Annotated in this window: 18 protein-coding genes; 9 read left to right on the top strand and 9 right to left on the bottom strand. The window is 69.8% G+C overall.

Annotated features, from left to right (window positions below):
• Positions 1–20 precede the first annotated feature (20 nt).
• The 5 genes from HWX31_RS08900 to HWX31_RS08920 all read left to right on the top strand — a co-directional run bounded on the left by HWX31_RS08900 (position 21) and on the right by HWX31_RS08920 (position 5,864).
• Complete coding sequence (locus HWX31_RS08900) at positions 21–1,079, top strand: NADH:flavin oxidoreductase/NADH oxidase (RefSeq protein ID WP_174966205.1); 1,059 nt, start codon at positions 21–23, stop codon at positions 1,077–1,079.
• Between the two features lie 62 nt (positions 1,080–1,141).
• Positions 1,142–2,008 (top strand): phosphopantetheine-binding protein, encoded by an 867-nt coding sequence (locus HWX31_RS08905; RefSeq protein ID WP_175933901.1) that lies wholly within the window; start codon positions 1,142–1,144, stop codon positions 2,006–2,008.
• A gap of 51 nt (positions 2,009–2,059) precedes the next feature.
• Positions 2,060–3,295 (top strand): CaiB/BaiF CoA transferase family protein, encoded by a 1,236-nt coding sequence (locus HWX31_RS08910; protein ID WP_174958561.1) that lies wholly within the window; start codon positions 2,060–2,062, stop codon positions 3,293–3,295.
• Between the two features lie 14 nt (positions 3,296–3,309).
• Positions 3,310–4,854, top strand: coding sequence for a condensation domain-containing protein (locus HWX31_RS08915; protein WP_174958563.1), 1,545 nt, complete (start codon positions 3,310–3,312; stop codon positions 4,852–4,854).
• Positions 4,851–5,864, top strand: a complete 1,014-nt coding sequence (locus tag HWX31_RS08920) for an NADPH:quinone oxidoreductase family protein (protein ID WP_174958565.1) — start codon at positions 4,851–4,853, stop codon at positions 5,862–5,864. The genes HWX31_RS08915 and HWX31_RS08920 overlap by 4 nt, the downstream gene beginning before the upstream one ends.
• Before the next feature lie 36 nt (positions 5,865–5,900).
• On the opposite strand, the gene HWX31_RS08925 is transcribed toward HWX31_RS08920, so the two are convergent.
• The 9 genes from HWX31_RS08925 to HWX31_RS08965 all read right to left on the bottom strand — a co-directional run bounded on the left by HWX31_RS08925 (position 5,901) and on the right by HWX31_RS08965 (position 14,551).
• Positions 5,901–6,803: a shikimate dehydrogenase gene (locus HWX31_RS08925; protein ID WP_174958567.1), complete on the bottom strand. Its 903-nt coding sequence runs from the start codon at positions 6,801–6,803 to the stop codon at positions 5,901–5,903.
• A complete protein-coding gene (locus tag HWX31_RS08930) occupies positions 6,800–7,627 on the bottom strand; it encodes a sugar phosphate isomerase/epimerase family protein (RefSeq protein ID WP_174958569.1) in 828 nt (275 codons plus the stop codon). The genes HWX31_RS08925 and HWX31_RS08930 overlap by 4 nt, the downstream gene beginning before the upstream one ends.
• Positions 7,628–7,728: 101 nt before the next feature.
• The gene (locus HWX31_RS08935; RefSeq protein WP_010098558.1) at positions 7,729–8,076 is read right to left on the bottom strand and encodes a GIY-YIG nuclease family protein; all 348 of its coding nucleotides are present in this window, start codon (positions 8,074–8,076) and stop codon (positions 7,729–7,731) included.
• Between the two features lie 57 nt (positions 8,077–8,133).
• Complete coding sequence (locus tag HWX31_RS08940; protein ID WP_059615370.1) at positions 8,134–8,835, bottom strand: autoinducer binding domain-containing protein; 702 nt, start codon at positions 8,833–8,835, stop codon at positions 8,134–8,136.
• Positions 8,836–9,737: 902 nt separating this feature from the next.
• On the bottom strand, positions 9,738–11,906 hold the full coding sequence (locus tag HWX31_RS08945) for a DUF4132 domain-containing protein (protein WP_174958571.1): 2,169 nt from the start codon (positions 11,904–11,906) through the stop codon (positions 9,738–9,740).
• Positions 11,903–12,268 carry a type II toxin-antitoxin system VapC family toxin gene (locus HWX31_RS08950; RefSeq protein ID WP_174958573.1) on the bottom strand — a complete coding sequence of 122 codons (366 nt, stop codon included), beginning with the start codon at positions 12,266–12,268 and terminating at the stop codon, positions 11,903–11,905. The genes HWX31_RS08945 and HWX31_RS08950 overlap by 4 nt, the downstream gene beginning before the upstream one ends.
• Positions 12,262–12,480, bottom strand: coding sequence for a ribbon-helix-helix protein, CopG family (locus HWX31_RS08955; protein WP_174958574.1), 219 nt, complete (start codon positions 12,478–12,480; stop codon positions 12,262–12,264). Before HWX31_RS08955 ends, HWX31_RS08950 begins: the two co-directional genes overlap by 7 nt.
• A gap of 200 nt (positions 12,481–12,680) precedes the next feature.
• Entirely contained in the window at positions 12,681–14,003 is a 1,323-nt protein-coding gene (locus HWX31_RS08960; RefSeq protein WP_174958576.1) for a HipA domain-containing protein, read from the bottom strand.
• Positions 14,000–14,551, bottom strand: a complete 552-nt coding sequence (locus tag HWX31_RS08965) for a helix-turn-helix domain-containing protein (RefSeq protein ID WP_174958578.1) — start codon at positions 14,549–14,551, stop codon at positions 14,000–14,002. The genes HWX31_RS08960 and HWX31_RS08965 overlap by 4 nt, the downstream gene beginning before the upstream one ends.
• 855 nt (positions 14,552–15,406) lie before the next feature.
• On the opposite strand from HWX31_RS08965, the gene HWX31_RS08970 reads away from it, so the two are divergent.
• From HWX31_RS08970 to HWX31_RS08985, 4 genes are all read left to right on the top strand, one after another.
• On the top strand, positions 15,407–17,002 hold the full coding sequence (locus HWX31_RS08970; RefSeq protein ID WP_174958581.1) for a DUF2957 domain-containing protein: 1,596 nt from the start codon (positions 15,407–15,409) through the stop codon (positions 17,000–17,002).
• Positions 17,003–17,060: 58 nt separating this feature from the next.
• Positions 17,061–18,314 carry a DUF2957 domain-containing protein gene (locus tag HWX31_RS08975; protein ID WP_059617641.1) on the top strand — a complete coding sequence of 418 codons (1,254 nt, stop codon included), beginning with the start codon at positions 17,061–17,063 and terminating at the stop codon, positions 18,312–18,314.
• A 31-nt stretch (positions 18,315–18,345) separates the two neighbouring features.
• Positions 18,346–19,170: an OmpW/AlkL family protein gene (locus HWX31_RS08980; protein WP_059632122.1), complete on the top strand. Its 825-nt coding sequence runs from the start codon at positions 18,346–18,348 to the stop codon at positions 19,168–19,170.
• A 113-nt stretch (positions 19,171–19,283) separates the two neighbouring features.
• Positions 19,284–19,787: a hypothetical protein gene (locus tag HWX31_RS08985; RefSeq protein WP_029226873.1), complete on the top strand. Its 504-nt coding sequence runs from the start codon at positions 19,284–19,286 to the stop codon at positions 19,785–19,787.
• The last annotated feature ends 102 nt before the right edge of the window (positions 19,788–19,889 follow it).

Genomic DNA, 19,889 nt, shown 5'->3' on the forward strand with positions numbered 1-19,889 from the left:
TGTCCAACCGTACTTCGACCATGTCGCTGTTCTCACCGTACCAACTGGGCAACGTCACGTTGCGCAACCGCATCGCGATCTCGCCGATCTGCGTGTACTCGGCGCGCGATGGCGTCCCCGACGACTGGCACCTGGTGCATCTGGGCAGCCGCGCCGTCGGCGGCGCGGGCCTCGTGTACACCGAGGCTACCGCGGTGTCGCCCGAAGGCCGCATCACGTTCGGCTGCACGGGCATGTGGAACGACGCGCAGCGCGACGCGTGGGCGCGCATCGTCGCGTTCGTGCGCGCGCGCGGCGTCGCCATCGGCGTGCAGCTCGCGCACGCCGGGCGCAAGGCCAGCACCGACCTGCCCTGGCTGGGCGGCAGGCCGCTGCCGGCCGACACGCGCGGCTGGCGGCCGCTCGCGCCGAGCGCGCTGGCATTCGACGCCGGCTACGGCGTGCCGGCCGAGATCGACGAGGCCGGCATCCGCAAGGTGGCCGCCGATTACGCGGCCGCCGCGCGCCGTTCGCTCGAAGCCGGGTTCGACGTGATCGAGATCCACGCCGCGCACGGCTACCTGTTCCACGAATTCCTGTCGCCGCTGTCGAACCGGCGCACCGACCGCTACGGCGGCGCGCTCGAGAATCGCGCGCGGCCGCTGCGCCAGGTGGTGGCCGCGGTGCGCGAGCAGTGGCCGCGGCCCCGGCCGCTGGTGGTGCGCCTGTCGTCGACGGACTGGACGCCGGGCGGCTGGGACATCGACGAATGCGTCGAGCTGTGCGGCTGGCTGCGCGCAGACGGCGTCGACATGATCGACGCGTCGTCGGGCGGCAACATCGCCGGCGCGACGATCCCCGTCGGCCCCGACTACCAGGTGCCGTTCGCCGCGCGGATTCGCCGCGACGCCGGCATCGCGACGGGCGCCGTCGGGATGATCACGTCGGGCCGGCAGGGCGCCGACATCATCGAGCGCGGCGACGCCGACCTGGTGCTGGTCGCGCGCGAATCGATGCGCGATCCGTATTTCCCGCGCCGCGCGGCGGCCGAACTCGGCGTGCCGATCGAGGTGCCCGAGCAGTACCTGCGCGCATGGTGACGCCGCCGCGCCGCAATGCGCTCTCCCGTTTTCCGATCGTTCCAACCGAACCTGACGACGCCATGTCCATCGATACCCTGCAGGCCGCCGAGACGGCGGAAATCATCGTGCTGTCGGCGCCGGGCGTCGACGCGCTGCGCGGCGCCGCGTGGCAGCTGCTCGGCCAGCTGCGCGCGTTCGCGAACGGCGCGCCCGCCGAGCCGTTCACGCTGGCCGATCTCGCCTACACGCTGAAATCGTGCCGCGACGCGTCCACCTGCCGCGCCGCGTTCGTGGTGCGGCGCCTCGACGATCTCGCGGCCGGCCTCGAACACTACCTGCAGGCGCGCGACGAGGCCGACGCGCTCGTGCCGCGCAGCGTGACGGCGGGCCGCCACGGCGAGCTGGTGACGATCCTGCGCGGCGACATGGCCGCCGACGCGGGCGCCGCGCGGCTGCTGGCGGGCGCCGCCGCCCAAACGATGGCGCGCGCGCTGTGGGCGTCGCGCGACCTCGAAAACGTCGCGCTGATCTGGGCGCGCGGCGGCCGGCTCGACTGGGACGCGCTGCGCGACGGGCCGCCGCCGCGCCGCCTCGCGTGGCCCGACGAGGCGCTGCCCGAATCCGGCGCGCCGCCGTGCGCGGGCGATTCGCCGGCGGTGCCGGCGGCCGGCATCGAGCCGGGGCTCGCGGCGATCTGGCAGGCGCTGTTCGACCTGCCCGAGATCGGCCGGCACCAGGATTTCTTCGCGCTGGGCGGCGATTCGCAACTGGGCCTGCGCATGCTCGCGCAGGTGCGCGAGCGGCACGGCATCGACCTGCCGCTGCGCTACCTGTACGAGGCGCCCACCATCGCGCGCATGAGCGAGACGATCGTGCGGCTCGCGGCGCTCGCGCCGTCGGCCGGCAACGACGATGCATCGGAGTACGAAGAAGGTTTCATCCGCTGATTCCCGCGGTGATTGCAACGCAACCCGCACCCTGATATCGATGGAGACCCCATGTCAACCCAACCCCAACCGCTGAAGGGCATCCGCGTCGTCGACTACACGCATTTCCTCGCGGGGCCGTACGTGTCGCGCTGTCTCGCCGCGCTCGGCGCCGACGTGATCAAGGTGGAGCGGCCGACCGGCGGCGACGCGGGCCGCGCGCATCCGTACTTCATCAACGGCGAGAGCGGCTACTTCCTGCAGCAGAACATGGGCAAGAAGGGCCTGTGCGTCGACGTGAAGGACCCGCGCGGGCTCGCGTTGATGAAGAAGCTGATCGGCGAGGCCGACGTGCTGGTCGAGAACTACCGGCCCGGCGCGCTCGCGAAGCTCGGGCTCGGCTACGACGCGTGCGCGGCGTCGAATCCGGGCCTCGTCTACTGCTCGGTGTCGGCCTACGGCCAGACCGGGCCGCGCTCGCAGCAGGCCGGCTTCGGCCTGATCGCCGAGGCGATGAGCGGCGCGATGGACCTGATCGGCAATCCTGACGACACGCCGCCGCTGTTCCGGATGCCGGTGGCCGACATGTACGCGGGCGCGCACGGCGTCGCGGCCGTCTGCGCGGCGCTGCTGGGCCGGCATGCGACGGGGCGCGGCCAGCACATCGATCTCGCGCTCTACGACTGCATGGTGGCGATGCACGACTACGCGGTGCAGTGCCACACGCTGAGCGGCGGCGAGGAGCGCATGACGCGCAGCGGCCACTACCTGCCGCAATCGACCGTCTACGGCGTGTTCGCGACCCGGGACGGCAGCGTGGTGATCGCCGCGCAGGTCGACGACGCGTGGCGGCGGCTCGCGCGCCTGATCGGCGGCGCGGGGCTCGCCGACGACCCGCGCTTCCTCGACGCGGCGAGCCGCAACGCGCACGGCCGCGAGGCCGTCGAGCTGGTGCAGGCCTGGACGCGCGCGCACACCGCGCAAGCGTGCCTCGCCGCGCTCGAGGCGGCCGGCGTGCCGGCCGCGCCGGTCCAGCGCATCGACCAGGTGCTCGCCGATCCGCAGGTCCACGCGCGCGGCATGCTGATCGAGCAGGAGCATCCGGTGCTCGGCACGATCCGGCTGCCGAACGTGCCGTTCCGGTTCTCCGGCATCGACGCGCCGGCCATGCGCGTCGCGCCGATGCTCGGCGAGCACAACCGCGAGATCGCTGCCGAACTCGGTTACGGCGACGACGAGATCGACCGGATGGAGCGCGACGGCGTGCTGTTCGCGCGCATGCCGGTGCCCGAGGCGGCGAGCCTGTGAGCGCGGAGCGGCCCATGACCACGCTTCCCGCGCTGCTGTCGGACCTGCAGGCGCGCGGCATCGCGCTCGCACTGGTCGACGGCGAGCTGTCGTTCCGCGCGCCCAGGGGCGCGCTCACCGCCGCCGATCGCGCGGCGCTGTCGGCGCGCCGCGACGCGATCGTCGCGTATCTGGCCGCGAAGGCCGCGCGCCGGCTCGACCCGGTGTCGATCGCGCCGTCGGCCACGCTGCGGCCCTCGCTGCTCCAGGAGCTCTGGTGGCACTGGTACGGCCTGCCGCCGCGCCAGCTGAACCAGGAGCGGCTGCCGCTCGTCAAGCTGTTCCATGGCGCGCCGGCGGCACGCGTGGCCGACGCGCTGCGCGGCATCGTCGCGCGCCATCACACGCTGCGTTCGTCGTTTCACGAGGAGGACGGCCGGCTGGTCGTCACGCTCAACGACGCCGACGCATTGCCGATCGAATTCGCCGAGGCCGACGGCTCGCGCCCGCCCGCCGAACTCGAGGCCGAGCTGAAGGCGCAGGCGGCCGAGTACGCGTCGCGCCAGCTCCCGCTCGACGGCCAGTGGCTGCTGCGCGCGCGGATCGTCTCGCTCGCGCCCGACGTGAGCCTCGTGCTCTGCGTGTTCCATCACATCATCGTCGACGCGGCCTCGCTGCTGCTGATCCTGTCCGAACTGGACGCGCGGCTCGCCGATCCGCCGCGCGCGCTTGCGAGCGCCGCGCAGTTCATCGACTACGCGGCCTGGGAGCGCGAGTGGATGGCCGACGCCGCGCGCAAGCCGCTGATCGACTACTGGGCGCGGCGCTTTCGCGAGTTGCCCGAGCTGGCCGGGCCGGTCACGGGCCGCTCGCTCGCATGGCAGCCGGGCACCAAGGTCGACTACAAGTTCGTGATTCCCGCCGCGCAGCTGCGCCGCATCCAGGCGGCCGCCACGCGCCTGCACACCTCGCTGTTCAGCGCGCTGGTGACCGCGTTCGGCGTCGCGCTCGCGCGCTGGTCCGGCAGCGCGCGCGTCCCGGTCCGCTGCGTCGGCGACTTGCGCACCTCGCCGGAGCTCGCGCACATCGTCGGCTACCTGGTCTGCAGCGACGTGATCGAGATCGACGCGCCCGCCGGCGCCGATTTCGTGTCGATCCTGAAGGCCAACGAGATCGAATCGCACAGCGCGATGATGCTGCGCGTGCCGACGCTGATGCGGCATCCGCTGCACGCGGGCGGCAGCGGCATCGAGGACCCGCGCGGCATCGCGGCGACCATCAACATGTTCTCGGTGCGGATTCCCGGCGCCGGCGCGCCGGCCGACGACACGGCCGATCCGCCCTGGCCGCCGCCGCTCGCGCGCACGGCGGGCGAGCCGTGGCCGATCCCGCTGCCGACCGTCTACCTGCGGCTGATCGACTACGGTCACGCGCTGGAAGGCTCGCTGGAGCTGAACGACACGCTGCTGACAGCGGCCGAGCAGGCCGCGCTGATCGACGCGCTGTTCGATGCGCTCGACCGCTTCCTGCTGCAACCCGCCGCGCCGGCGGCGGCCCCCCTCACGACGGAGACTTCATGAAAGCAATCCTCAGCACCACCCCGGGCGGCCCCGAAACGCTCGTGCTGCACGAGGTGCCCGAGCCGACGCCGGCAGCCGGCGAGGTGCGCGTGCGCATCGTGTCGTGCGCGCTCAACCATCCCGATCTGCTGGTGATCCACGATCGCTACCAGGACCGGCCCGAGCGGCCGTTCGCGCCGGGCTCGGAGGTGGCCGGCGTGGTGGACGCGGTGGGCGACGGCGTCGACGGCTTGCGGGTGGGCGACCGCGTGTTCGGCGCGACCGGCAACCGCGGCGGGCTGGCCGAGAAGGTCGCGCTGCCGGCCGGCGACTGCTTCGTGTTGCCGGCCGCGATGTCGTTCGACGACGCGTCGGCGCTGCTCCTGACCTACGCGACGATGATGCATGCGCTCAAGGATGCCGCGCGGCTCGCCGCCGGCGAGACGCTGCTGGTGCTCGGCGCCGCGGGCGGCATCGGGCTGGCGAGCGTCGAGCTCGGCAAGGCGATGGGCGCGCGCGTGGTGGCGGTGGCGTCGTCGCAGCGGAAGGTGGATCTCGCGCTGAGCCGCGGCGCCGATGCCGGCGTCGTCTGTCCGGCCGGCCCGCTCGACCTGGCGGCCGCGAAGGCGTTCAAGGACGCGCTGCGCGCGGCCTGCGGGCCGCAGGGCGCGAACGTCGTCTGCGATCCGGTGGGCGGCGACTACGCCGAAGCCGCGCTGCGCACGCTCGCGTTTCGCGGCCGGTATCTCGTGATCGGCTTCACGGCCGGGATTCCGCGGATTCCGCTGAACCTGGTGCTGCTGAAGGCCGGCCAGATGATCGGCGTGCTGTGGGGCTCGTTCGCGAGCGGCGACGCGCAGGCGAACCGGCGCAACGTCGGCGAACTGATGGGGCTTTACGAGCGCGGGCTGATCCGGCCGTTCATCTCGGCGCGCTTTCCGCTCGAACGGGCGCCCGACGCGCTGGCCGTGCTGGCCGAGCGCCGGGCGCTGGGCAAGGTGGTGGTCCGCTGCTCGGCGGCGCTGGCCTGAGGGGCGGTGCCGGGCCGAGCTTCCCGGCGCTTCGGTTCAGGGCGCCGGCAGCTCGCGAAAACGCCGCAGCATCCGCGCGACGTCGGCGCGGCATCCCGTGAACAGCTCGAACGCGCGCGCGGCCTGCACCACCAGCATCCGCGTGCCGTCGAGCGTTTCGCAGCCGAGCGCGCGCGCGGTGCGCAGCAGCGCCGTTTCGGCCGGCGCGTAGATCACGTCGGCCACCCAGAGGCCCGCGTGCAGCGCGGCGAGCGGCACCGCCGAGCCGGGAAGGCGCGCGGTGCCGACCGGCGTTGCGTTGACCACGCCGTCGGCCGCGCCGAGCGCGCGATCGGCGTCGGCGAGCGCCTCGACGGTGCGGCCGGGGAAATGTCGGCCGAGGTTCGCCGCGAGCGCGGCGGCGCGCGCCGCCACGTCGTCGACGAGCGTCAGGTGCGACACGCCGAGGTCGAGCAGCGCAAACGCGGTGGCCGCGCCGGCGCCGCCCGCGCCGAACTGCACCACGCGCTCGCGGCGCGCGTCCGGCAGGCCGGTGCGAAACCCTTCGCCGAAGCCGTAGGCGTCGGTGTTGTAGCCGATGCGCCGGCCGGCCGCGAAGCGGACCGTGTTGACCGCGCCGATCGCCGCCGCCTCGGGGGCGACTTCGTCGAGCAGCGGGATCACCGCCTGCTTGCACGGCAGCGTGACGTTCACGCCCGCCCAGCCTTCGCGTTCGAGCCGCCGCAGCAGGCCGTCGAGCGCGTCGACGCCGATCCCGAGCCGGTCCAGATCGAGCAGTTCGTAGCGGCAGGGCAGGCCGTGCGCCGCCGCCTCGCCCTCGTGCAGCGCCGGGGAGCGCGACTGGGCGATGCCGGCGCCGATCAGGCCGAGCCGGACGGTGCCGGTGCCGGCGACGGCCGCCGGGCCGGGTGCGAGTGCTTCGAGCGGCGCGCCCGTCATGTCCGCACCGTGGCGAGCGACGCGATCAGCGCCTGGGTCGCGTCGAACACGTCGCGCACATGGCGTTCGATCGGGACCTGGCCGCCGGTGGGCACTTCGAGCGACAGCGCGGTGTCGTCGGGCAGCACGGCCAGCAGCGCGGCGAGCGGCAGCGCGCCGCGGCCCGGCGCGAGCCGGCCGGCGCGCGCCTCCTCGAGCAGCGCCTCGGGCGTCGCGGGCCGCTCGGCCGCCGCGTCGCAGAGCTGCGCGGTACGGATCATCGACGGCGGCGCCGTGCCGACGTCGCGCTCGGAGCCGCCGGTGCGCCACACGTGCAGCGCGTCGATCAGCACGCCGCCGTTGGCCTGGCGCGCCGCCGACACGACCTCGAACGCGTCGCCGAAGCGCGCGACCGCGCGCCAGGCCATGAATTCGAGCTCGACGCGCAGGCCGAGCGGGGCGGCGCGCTCGCACAGGCGCGCGAAGTTCGCGGTCAGCCGCGCGCGATCGGGATCGTCGCCGCACACGCTCAGGCACCGCGCGCCCAGTTCGGCGCCCGTATCGAGCAGCGGATCGAGCGCGGCGACGTCGAACTCGGCGCCGATCCCGATGAATTCGATGTCGTTGACCGTCACGCCCGTGTCGTCGAGGCGCCGGCGCACCTCGCGGATCGCGGCCGAGCCGGCCGGCAGCGAGTAGAACCGCGAGCCGGCGAAGGCCGGGTAGAGCCGCAGGCCGACCGCCGCATAGCCGGCGGCCGAGGCCAGCGTGACGAGTTCGGGCGGCGGCACGTCGAGCGCCGTCAGGTGCGCGAGCGCGAGGGGAACCGGCGGGGACAAGTCCATGGGCATCCTTGTGGGTTGGCACGAACGAAGGCGCGCGGCCTTCGCATGGAGCGATACGGCGCGGCGGCCCGGTACGGGCCTGTCGGCGGGCGGCGGCGGCCTCAGCGGTTGTAGAGGTGCTCCTTGTCGAACTCGCTGCGTTCGAGCGTCATCGCGAGCAGCATCTCGAGATCGTCGTCGGGGTTGTAGTCCGGCTTGTCGAGCGGCTTGAGCGCCTCGATCAGCTCGAAGCCGAACGCCTCGGCGCCGAGGCGGTTCCAGTCGCCCTGCAGCTGCTTGTTCGGGTGATTGCCGAAGCGCAGTTGCGTCATGTGCCGGTTCAGGCGTGCGTTGACGTCGCGGCCGGCCTCCACGAGCGAGCGCCCGGTGGTCTTGTTGACGACGCGGTAGACGCCCATCAGGCGCGGCGTGTCCTTGTACTGCTGTTTCAGTTCTCGCTTGCGATCCATCGTGTTCGTATCGGATTCAAATGGTTGGAGGCTTTCAGGTGCCGGTATCGCGCGGCCTCAGACGAGCAGGCCGAGCATCGCGGCGCGGGCGACCGCCGCGGTCGTGTTCGAGGTCTTCAGCTTGGTCACCGCGTTCTTCACATGGAAATTCACGGTGTAGACGGAGATCAGCATGATCATCGAGATCTCGCTGGCGGTTTTGCCGTCGGCGACCCACTTCAGCACCTCGACCTCACGCGCGGTCAGTTCGATCGCATTGTCGGGCGACAGCTTCGGCAGCACCGCGCGCGTGATCGCCAGATGCGCCGCGTTCACGAGCCAGCGCATCTTGAGCTCCTGCTGCTGGAGCTCCCGGCGCGTGAGGGGGCCGTGCGAGCGCGCCATCGACATCATGCCGGCAACCCCGCAGTTCGACACCGCCGCGAGCGAGTAGCCGTAACGCAGGCCATGCGCCTGGGCCTCCTGCCACAGATGCGGGGTTTCCTCGAACACGGCGTCGCTCCAGATGACCGGCGCGTACGACTGGCGCGCGTGCCGGATGACCGGATCGACATCGACGTAGCGCGCCTCGTGATAGCGTTGCTGCCACGCTTCCGGGAAATTGGTCAGCGTGTAGATTTTCGGCCGGGACAGCGGCCAGGGCGTGTGGAGATAGTACGCACTGTATTCGAACCCGACTTCCCTGACCGCAGCCGCGATTTTCTCGTACGCATCGTGTTCGGAACATGTCGACTCCAGGTCGAACAGGATTTGTTCCATCCAGTGCGTCGGACTTGCACTACCAGCACGCGGCGGCGCGGCCGGCAAACTAATCAGGCGGTCTGTGATTTCGGTCATATCAATGCGCATCGGTTATACCAATATGGATTGAAGGAGACGCGAATGCTGGCGTGCCAACGTCTTTCGACGGCCGACGTCATCGGGAATCGTGCATCAGGCAGCGTGAAAATCGTGTCGCTTCGTTCGATCGAATTTGTCGGGTATGGCTTGGCGAAATAGAATTTGACGAATCCATAACTTTTTTCGTGAGAGTTGTGGATTTTTAATCAATAAGCAAGATCGATTCGCAAGAAATCATTGCGGGATCAAGCTGCCTGGCTTCGTAGCCGGACCTGCACGAGCCGACGCGACGTCGTTGTCGCGAACGCAAGGCGGTCGTCAATATGAAAGATTGCGCGTCAATACATGCATGAGCGTGCATCGATAAAATGCGACATGGCTGCTGCAACGGTGATTTCGAATTTCAGGTGTCTTCAAGCATTCACGAAAAGGCTACGATGACGGCCATCTGTGCTTCTGCCGATCGATTTGTGTATTTATATCCGGATTAAAATTGACTGTCAACCGGAAAGCTAAAATACAATCCATAGGGTCGGGAAATAAAAATTAAGATATTTTCAAATTTGTAAATTATAAGAAGTAAAAATTCCCGGTGCGGTTTTAATCTGATATAGGGCGGTAAATTCGGCTGCGAGTTGTTTTCAATGGAGTGAAGCGCGCAACGAGCTGCGTCCGGGGCGATCAGGCATGGCCCCCTGCACAAGCCGGCGCGTCGCGATCGCGACAGCGCGACGCGCGGCTTGTGCTGCGAATGTAAGCTCCTGGCGTGCCAACACTTTCAAATCGTTCGGGTTCGACACGCAAACGGCTCCGACGCCGCGCTACTTCAGCAGCAGGCTCGCGACGATATCGACGATCCGCTGCAGCAGCACCTCGTCGTAGGGCAGCCACGGCACCGCGCGCAGCGGCGCGGCCGGCGGTTCGAACGGCACGTCGACCGGTTCGCCGTGGCGGGTCACGCGGGCCGTCGCGCAATGCACCGCATGATCGCCGACGCGCACGTGGCGCTCGTCGATCGACAGCCGGCCCTGTTCGACCTGCTCGGCGAACACGAGCGACAGCACCTGCCGCCGCTGCCGCGCCATCGCGCCGAGCGGCACGTCCAGCAGCCGGTACAGGCGATGCTCGCGCACGTCCTGCTCGACGCGCAGCCGATGGGCGTCGGCGGCTGTCGCGGGTGTGTGGTCCGCGGCGGCATCCAGCGCGAAGCTCGCGACGCTCACCAGCAAATCCACCGCGCGCGCCGCTTCCGAGAACACGATCGGGTCCAGCCCGTCGAGCGGTGTGCTTGCCCAGCGCCGCTCGCGCTTGCGTTCGAAAGTCAGGAGACCTGACGTGCCGAGGCCGTCCGCGCCGGGAAACAGCCGCGCGGCGACGGAGAAGGTCGCGCGCACGTCGCCGAATTCGCGGGCGAGGCCCGCGTCGTCCGAACGGATCGACCACCCCTCGCGGCGCGCCAGGCCGAGCAGCGGGCGGATCGCCAGCACGTGGCCCTCGAACAGCGCGGATTCGCCGGCCGTCGCTTCGTCGGCGGCCGGCGCGTAGAACTCGCGGAACGCCTGCCGGACCGGCTGGCGAATCCTGCGCGCGACCACCGCGCGCTGCCACGCGGCACGCTCGTCGGCGTCGGCCGCCAGCGGATGCCACAGACGGATCGATCCGTGCGGGTCGATCTCGCACGGCTCGCCGGCCGCGTCGCGCAGCACGAGCTTGCCGTGCGCCGCGTCCGGCATGAACGAGCGGCGCTGGCCGTCCGGCCCGAACGCCTGCCAGATCATCCGCGTCGAGAACGCCGCGCCCGCCGGCGCATCCACCAGCCGTTGCCGCCACTCGGCCGGGTCGAGCGACGTCGCCAGCCAGTAGCCCGCTTCCATGCACGCGGCGAGCATCGCCTGCTGCTTCTTGTCCGGCTTCGCGTCGAGCGTCAGGCGCAGCGCCGTGGCCGGCCGGTCGCCGAGCGCGCGCTCCGCCGGCTTCAGGTTGCGCGCGAGCTTTTTCTGCAGGCCGGCGTGCCGGACCAACGCCAGCGCGTCGCGCAGCGCGCGCACGCCCTCCGGCGTCGGAATCGTCTCGACCGCATGCCCGAGCGCGATCGCGAGCGACTGCGACGGCGCGGTCTTCGCGGCGGTCGGCGCGACGCATACGCCGGTCAGCAGCGGGCCGATCAGGGGGCGGAACCACGCTTCGTCGCGATACGCGGCGACGCGGGCGGCCCGCGCGACGACCTGCGCGTCGTCGGTCGTGAACGCACGATCGGCGGCATAGGGAAGCTGCCCGCTTTGGATGTCGGCGACGTGCCGGGCCGCTTGCGTCAGCGTGTCGCGCGCGAACTCGACGTAGGCGATCTCGTCCGCGAGCGTGACGGCCGGATCGTCGAGGTCGAACCACAGGCGCTTCGGCGCGAAATAGCCGTCATGGGTGCCGGCGAGCGCGAGCAGCGCGGCCGGCCCCAGTTCGGCGAGGACGTCGCACTCGCGCACGCGCCACGGCGAGTCCTGATGGAACGCGACCATCTGGTCCCGCAACGGCGTGCGGCCGCGCCGGCCCGCGAAGTGCTCCAGCGCAACCAGCCCGTACGACAGCGTGTTGCGCCATTCGCCGTCGGGCGACGCGCTCAGGATGCGGGCCAGCTCCGCCTGCAGCGCGGGCGAAGGCGCTTGCGCGAGATACGGCAGATCCTGCAGCGCGTGCGTCCATTCGCCGGCGCGCACGCCGCGGAACAGTTCGAGCGCGGCGGGTTCGTCGAGCTGCGGCGCGAGGTCGAGCGCCTCGATTTGCCGGTGCAGCCAGCGCAGGCATTCGGCGCGCGGATCGTCGTAGTCATGGCGCGCACGCTCGGCGTGGCGCAGCGCGGGCCAGACCGCGCCGAGCGCATGCGCGTCGAGCTCGGACGGATCGAGCGGCGCGCCGACGAAGCGCGGATGGTCCGGCGTGCCGGTGAGCCGTGCGAAGAGTTGCTCGACGATGGGCGGGCGGGGGGAGGGATTCATATGACGTACGGAACGCGTACGCCGGGTTCTTCGGCCGGGAAATCTTTCGTGTTGCGCGAGACCAGCAGCAGCCCCCTGACCTGCGCGCTCGCCCAGACGATTGCATCGGGTAGACGAATTCGCCTCGCTTTGCGGATCGCCACGGCCCTGTCGGCAATAGTCGAGTCGAGATCGACCACTTCGAACGTCGCCAGCCACGCGCGGATGGGCGCGTCGTCGGCAGGCGTGGTGCCGACCAGCACGTCCATCCAGGTGATCGTGCTGATCGCCGGCGCGGGATATCGTGCGAGTTCGGTCTTCGCTGCGTCGACTCCGTTCAGATAGTCGATCAGGATATTGGTGTCGAACAGGGCGTTCACCATTCTTCGCGCAACGCCTCTTGATACGCCAGGCCGTCGACCTTCTTTCCTTTCCAGAGGCCGAACACATCGGCGCCGGCTGTGCGCTTGCGCTGTGCGAGATAAGCGTCGATCGCGTCGCGGATGACTGCCGCGCGCGGCCGCTGCTCCGCCTCGACCACGGCCGCCAGGGCCTGGACCTGTGCGTCCGGCAGGTCAATCAGGATTCGGCTCATAGCACTCTCCATATATGATATCTATATCGTATATCATCGAGACATGCCGATCAAGCCGACCGAACGAATCCCTGGTCAACGGCACGCACGCTCGGCGTAGCGCAGCGCGGATGATCCAGCGTGCCGGTGAGCCGTGCGGCGAGTTGTTCGACGATGGGCGGGCGAGGGGCGGTGTTCATCGCGTTGGTCGGCGGTGCAGGTCAGCGGCTTCGCAGCCGCCCGACCATCTCGTGGATGACGATATGGCGGATCGCGCGCAGCAGGTGGACTTCGCCGCCGAGCGTCGCCGTCAGTTCGGGGCGCGCCGCGATCATCGCGTCGTTGTCCCGGCCCACTTCGCGCAGCAGCGCATCGGCCTCGGCGGGAAGGTGCTGCAGCAGCGCGTCGACGTGGCGCAGCGCGGTCGCGCGCGTCAGCCCGAGCGCCGCACCGGCCTGCTCGAGCACGTCACGCGTGAAGTCCGCGTAGCGCCGCACGCCGGCGACCGGCCGCGTGAATTCCGTGAGGTCCGGCCAGCGGCTCTTTGGACTGTAGGTCGCGGTTTCGTACACGCCGTCGCACAGCAGGTCGTAGTGCGGCGACAGCGCCAGGCCGCTGTCGGCGACGAGGAAGCTCAGGTTCTTCAGGTGCGAATCGCCGTTGCCGACCACGATGCAGAACACCAGCCAGCGGAAAATTCGCAGCCGCGCCGGCGCGGGCGCGCGGCAGGCGTTCGCCAGCGCCGCGAGCGCGTCGAGCGACCAGCCCGTGTATTTCATCGTCGCGGCCAGATTGAGCACCTGGCAGCCGTCGATCGCGTGACGCCGCTCGACCGTGCCGTCCGTCACGTCGCGATCGAAGCGGCGGATCACGTACACGGGCGCCGGCACGTAGCGGCGCTCGATGTCGGGCACGTCGAGGCCGACGCGGCGCGCGAGCGTCATCACGAACCATTCGTTGACGACCGAATGCGGGTAGTCGTGCGCGTGCGGGTGATTCGGCTTCAGGATGTGGGTCGAAACCGCCTGCCCGCTCGGCTCGAACAGTTGCCCGTCGCGCAGCACGACCGGGAGCTTGTGCTGCGCGCCCGCGAGCGACATTTTCTTCGGCGCGTCATGCGTGAGCGGGACCGTCGGCAGCGCGCGGATGCGCGCGTCGAGTTCCGCGTCGTCGAGCGGCCGCAGCCGCGTGTCCGGGTCCGCGCGATCGTCGGGCGCGCGCAGCGTCACCGAGCCGGCCGATTCGCGGCCGTAGTGCGCGAGCAACGCAAACGCGTCGGCGATGTCGGGCAGCCCCGCGTCGCTCGCGAGCAGCGCGCGCACGGTTTCCTCGGGCAGCAGGTTGTCGAAATACCATTGCACCGGGCGCGTGGTCGCGCCGTCGCGCAGCACGTCCGCCTGCAGCGGCAGGTGCGGGCTCAGCGCGAAGCGGGCGGGGTGGTCGAGCCACGAACGCGCGTACTCGAACGCCCACAGGTTCTGGTGCTCGTGCAGCGTGCCGATGCGCTGGCCGTCGATCGACGCGACGAGGGTGCGCCCGGTCATTGCCCGTCCCCCGGTTCGGCGGGATTGCCGCGCGGCGGGCGGGGCGCGTGCGCGTGGGCGTCGGCCAGCACGCGACGGGCGATGTCCAGCGCGCGGGACGCGGCGCTCGGCACGGGCGGTTGCGATGCGGCGGATTCTGCGGCCGTTTCGGCAGCGGCGACGAGCAGCCTGGCGGCTTTCAGCAGGCGCGCCGCGTCGGAGGAACCGGGCGGCGATGCGGCCGGTGAAGCGGCATCGGCGCGCAGCAGCAGCCGCTCGGCGGCGCGCCGTTCCCTGACGCTCGCGCGATGGCTCGCCCGGGCCGACTGGTTTCGGAGAAGTTCGTCGTTCGCGTCGGGAATGTCGACGACGATCCGCACGCCGAGCCCCTGCAGGATCTGGAACACCTTGCCCCACTGGACGGTGTCCGCGCCGCGCTCGGCCTTGACCATGAACGACTCGCTGACGCCGACGCTGCCGGCGGCATCGTCCTGGCGCAGGTTCTGCACCTTCCGGGCGGCGCGGATCACGCCGCCGAGGTCGGAGGCGTGCTCGATCGTGTAACGCATGTCGACGGACTCCAGCGACGCAAACGGCGGGCCGGGCCGCTGGCGCGGCGCCGGTGCGTTTCGTCGCGGTAAAAAGAAGAAACTGTACGATCACACAGTATTGCACCTGTATCGCGAAAAGCAAGCTGAAACTGTGCGATCGACGAGTTTTGACGAGATCGGCTTCAGAATCCGGAAAAACCATGCGATCGAACGGTTTTTCGTGGCTCCGTACGGTTTCGACGGAAAAAACCGTTCGTGTGCACAGTCCGGCGGATCATGTTCGAAATTGCCATCGTATGCAAAGTCATGCGGAAGAGAACGGCGGAGTACGTTCGCGCGTCGCATCATCCGTCATCGCGGAAAAGCGCATCTGCCGGTGGCTCGATACACATTTGTATGTTGTTTGAAAAATCGTGAACGCCCTTTGCGCCGGTAGTCTCTCGTGCAATGCAATGTTTGGAATTCGGTATCAATTTACATACCGCATTCGTCGGATCATAGTTTCACGCAAACAACGCGGCGCCGTCACGAGCCCCGCGAACCGACGGAGACCGAGATGAGACACCGAGGCTGGGGGCAGACGACGCAACACCATTCCGCGCGGATCGCCCGACAGGGCAACGCACGCAACGCACCGCCATCCCGCGCAACCGGTTTCTAGCCGGCCGAATTCCACCGCCACGAATTTCCGTTCTCGCGCACCGCCGCACGACCGGCGCGCGAGGGCCGCGCATGCACGCTCACGGCCGTTGGCGGCCGGGGCGCCATCCGGCAGCCGCCGACCCGTTGCCCGGTCGACGGCGGCCGGCATCAATGGCGACGGGCCGACGAGCCCGCGCCGACGAGACACACGTTCATCATTAGGAGGGGCTGATGCGTTTCAAGCCTGGGCTGTCTGCCTTGTTGTCCTGCGCGATGCTGGCCGCGCCGTTCATCGCCGGTTGCGGTGGCGGCGACGATCCGGCGCCGATCAACGTTCCGCAATGCTCGGGCAGCAGTTGCCCGCCGAGCGGGCCCGCGACGCAGCCGCCCGTCGTCACGAAGCTTTGCCCGGACGCACTCGACTACACGACGACCTACACCGGCGGCGCGGGCAGCGGCGAATACGTGAAGGTGCGTTTCGACACGACGAAGCAGACCTATCAGTTGCAGTTCATCGAATCGTCGGTGCCGACCTCGGCCGGGCAGATCAACAATACGCGCGCGGGCCTTACGATCAGCGGCGCGTTCCACCATCCGTCCAACCTGCCGACGGCCGAGCAGAACCGCTGCGCGTTCGTGCTCGACAGCGGCGCGACGAGCGACGGCGCATATGCGGTGACGATCAACCGCGCCGATCCGCCGATGCTGTTCGTCGGCAACGGCGTCGTGGGCGGCGGCATTCCCGGCGCGACGATCGCGTTCGCCGGAATCGAGCTCTTTCCGGGCGTGACGCTCGGCATCGTGCCGTCGCGCACGTTCGACTTCTATCCGTTCATCGGCTTCAGCGAGACCGAAACCGACTTCTCGAAGGTTGCCGGCAACTACAACGAGCTCGGCATCCACCTGCAGCCGACCGGCAGCTCGTTCCAGACCACGCAGCCGCAAGGCTGGCAGCCGGACACCGTGAACTGGAACCAGACGCTGAACGCGGACGGCTCGTGCACGATCACGCCCGGCAGCGACTACTCGTGCCAGACGACCGGCATGCCGTGGACGCTGCGCACGAACACCGACGGTTCGCCCGACAACGTGTTCGTCAGCCTGCCGCAGACGGGGCAGCATTACCCGATCGCGGGCCAGTCGCAGACGATCGTGTTCGTGACGCCGTCGCAGGCGAAGGGGATCATGATCGTCGGCAAGCTGAACGGCGTGCGCGTGCCGGTCGTGATCCGCGTCGGCTACTCGTATTCGCCGCCCGGCAATCCGGCCGGCGCGGTCGCGGACCCGGAGGTCGGCATCTCGGTGCTGGCGCCCGCGACCGCAATGCCGGCGAACGCGATGCAGGGCGGCTTCATCGGCGCGACGAGCGCCGCCGCGTGCGGCGTCGTCACCCACAACGGCGTGACGGGCGCGCCCGCGGAGGACGGGCCCGCGTTCGACCACAGCGTGCCGCACCCGGACCTGCCGGGCATCTACAGCGGCAGCTTCTTCGAACCGGGCCCCGGCAATTGCTCGGACGGCAGCGCGATCTCGTCGATGGCGGCGAACTACACGTCGACGCTGTTCCAGGGCGCGACGGCCGCGTTCATCAATCCGCAGACGTCGGGGGTGACGGGCCAGTTCGCGCTCGACTACACCCAGGCGACGCCCGGCAAGATCAAGGTGACGGCGACGCGCGACTTCAATGCGACGAGCGCGAACGGCAACGTCGCGATCATCAGCAAGGGCGACACCGGCTGGGCGGTGAAGATCGGCAACGTCTACGCGATGGTCATGAACAACAGTCAGCCGAACCCGTTCTTCACGGTCGGCGCATTCGTCCAGTAATCATCCGGCAGGCAAGGCGGCGCGCAACGCCGCCTTCGTCCACATAAACAGGATTCCTATGAAAATCTCCCATTGGATGGCCGCCGCCGCATGCGCGCCGGTGCTCGCGGCATGCGGCGGCGACGCCGATCCGCCGCCGGCGCCCGTCGTGCGCCTGTGCCCGCAGCAGATCGACTACAACACCGCGTTCATCGGCGGCTCCGGTTCGGGCGAGCTCGTGAAGGTGCAGCTCGACACGGTGAAGATGACCTACCAGATCACCTATCTCGCGTCGCCGGTGCCCGCGACGACGGGCACCGTGCAGCCGACGCGCGCCGTCGCGCCGTACAACGTGATGACCGGCACGCTGTCCGACGAGACCGGGCTGCCGACGCAGAAGCTGAACCAGTGCACGTTCCGCCTGAACAACGCGAGCCTCGATCCCGCGCGGCCGGCGCGCATGTTCCTCGGCGAGGGCGTGCTGGGCGGTGCGATTCCGGGCGCGACGATCCAGTTCGACGGCGTGATCGGCGTCGGCCGGATTCCGAAGACGACGTTCCCGACCTACCCGTTCATCAGCTTCGCGCAGGTGGAGACGGACCTGTCGAAGATCGCGGGCACGTACAACCAGCTCGGCTATCACCAGGTGCCGTCGCAGAGCTTCACGCAGGTCGCGATCGACCAGTCGGTGACGATCAACGCCGACGGCAGCTACGTCGAGACCGACAACCTCGGCGTGAAGAACGGCGGCGCGCCGCTCGCGTCGTCCGCGACGGTCAACCAGAACTTCACGCTGCGCGCGGACGTGCCGGCCTTCCAGTCGGTCAACTACCTGCCGCAGATTCCGGCGACGCTGGCCGCGGTGGACCCGGCGAAGGCCGGGCGCGCGAACCTGATCGTCGGCAAGCTGCGCAACCAGCTCGTGCCGATCCTGATCCGCACGGGGGCCGCGAACGCGGACCTGACGCAGGGCGTGCCGTCCGCCGACGACGAATCGGGCATTTCGATCCTGGGCCCGCGCAACGCGATCGCGCCGGGCTCGCAGAACGGCGAGTACACCGGCGTCGACAGCCGGCTCGACTATCGCGCGACCGCGCTAGTCGGCGCGCAGGCGACGCTGCTCGATCCGTTCAACGCGTCGCAGGCGGCGCTCACGCGCGCGCTGAATCTCGACTACACGCAGCAGGTGCCGGGGGTGATCACGACGGTGCATGCGGATGCGGCGTCGGGGCCGCCGACCGGCAAGTTCGTGTTCACGGGCGGCGTGTTCGGCTTCCTCGACACGAGCGCCGCGGGCAACCCGTATTTCACGATCGGTGCATTCGTGCAGTGACGCCGGCGGACGCAACATGCGAGGAGATCCCATGAAGAAGCTGTTTTTCGCCGGCGTCGCCGCCGCGGTTCCGGCGCTCGCGCTCGCGCAGCAGGCGGGCGACAACGTCGCGACGCTCGGCTGGCTGCACGTGATGCCGCAGGGCTCGGGCGGCCCGCTGACCACCCACGTCGTGGATTCGCCGATGAACGGGCCGCTGCGTCTGCCGAGCTCGTTCACGTCGCCGGGCACGAGCCTCACCGTCAACAACGCGGACACGGTCGGCCTGACGCTCACGCATTTCTTCACCGACCACATCGCGGTCACGTCGGTGCTCGGCGTGCCGCCGGAGTTCAAGCTGACGGGGCACGGCGAGATCCGGCCGTTCGGCCCGAGCGGCTCGCTCGGCAACGTCGATCTCGGCAAGGCCGCGAACCAGCCGGCCGTGAAGAACGCGCGGCAATGGAGCCCGGCCGTGATCCTGCAGTACTACTTCAACGCGCCGACCGCGCGCTTCAGGCCGTTCGTCGGGGTCGGCGTCTCGTACAGCTGGTTCACGAACATCCAGCTGAACGGCAATTTCGCGCGCGACATCAACGAGAACCTCGGCAGCGTGCTCGCCGCGGGCGCGGGCAAGCCGGGGCCGACGTCGGTCGAGGCGAAGTCGTCGTCGTCGTTCACGCCGATCTACAACATCGGCGCGAGCTACGCGATCACCAGCCGCTGGGCGCTGACCGCGACGCTGTCGTACATGCCGCTCAAGACGTACGCGACGACGACCATCAAGGCGGCCGACGGCTCGACGCTCGCGACCTCGCGCTCGAAGGTGAAGGCGGACCCGCTGATCACGTTCGTCGGCATCTCCTACAAGTTCTGATCCGGCCGGCGCCCGCCGGGCGCCGTGCCGGATTCCCGCGGCGCAACGGCCGGCCAGGCCCGCGCGCCGCACATTCGGCGGCTTGCCGCCATTCGTCAAGTGAGGCCAGTACCATGAAGATTCGCAAAGCCGTTTCTGCAGTTGCTGCGCTTGCATTGTCATCCGCGCTCGCCGCGCCCGCATTCGCCGTCACCGTCACGCGCGCGGACGGCCAGGCGATGAACCCCAATGGCGAACCGTTCTCCGCATCGGGCATCACGGGCCTCAGCAAGGGAGGGATCAGCGCGAACTGCACGGCGACGTTCAACGGCACGATCACGTCGTCCGGCATCGTGACGATCACGTCGACGCAGTTCACGGGCGGCGGCACGTGCGGGCTCATCTCGGGCAGCGCGTCGAGCACGTCGCCGTGGACGGGGCAGGCGGACAGCGCGACGCAGCTGTCGGTGAACAACGCGAAGGTCACGGTGACGCTGCTCGGCACCTGCGGCCCGAGCAAGGTCGTGCTGGCGTGGAGCGATCCGAACTCGTCGCTGACGTTCAACAATGCGGTGCTGACGCCGGATTGCAAGGTGAACGGCACGTTGACGACGTCGCCGAAGTTCCACGTGCAGTAAGCGGTTGAAGGGGCCGCGCGCCGCCGCGGCCCGCTCGCGCCGGTCGATCGTTGCGTCGATCGGCGCGTTGTGTCCGCCCGGCACGGATTCCCGCGCCGCACG

The organism is Burkholderia ubonensis, assembly GCF_902833085.1.
Lineage (GTDB): Bacteria > Pseudomonadota > Gammaproteobacteria > Burkholderiales > Burkholderiaceae > Burkholderia > Burkholderia ubonensis.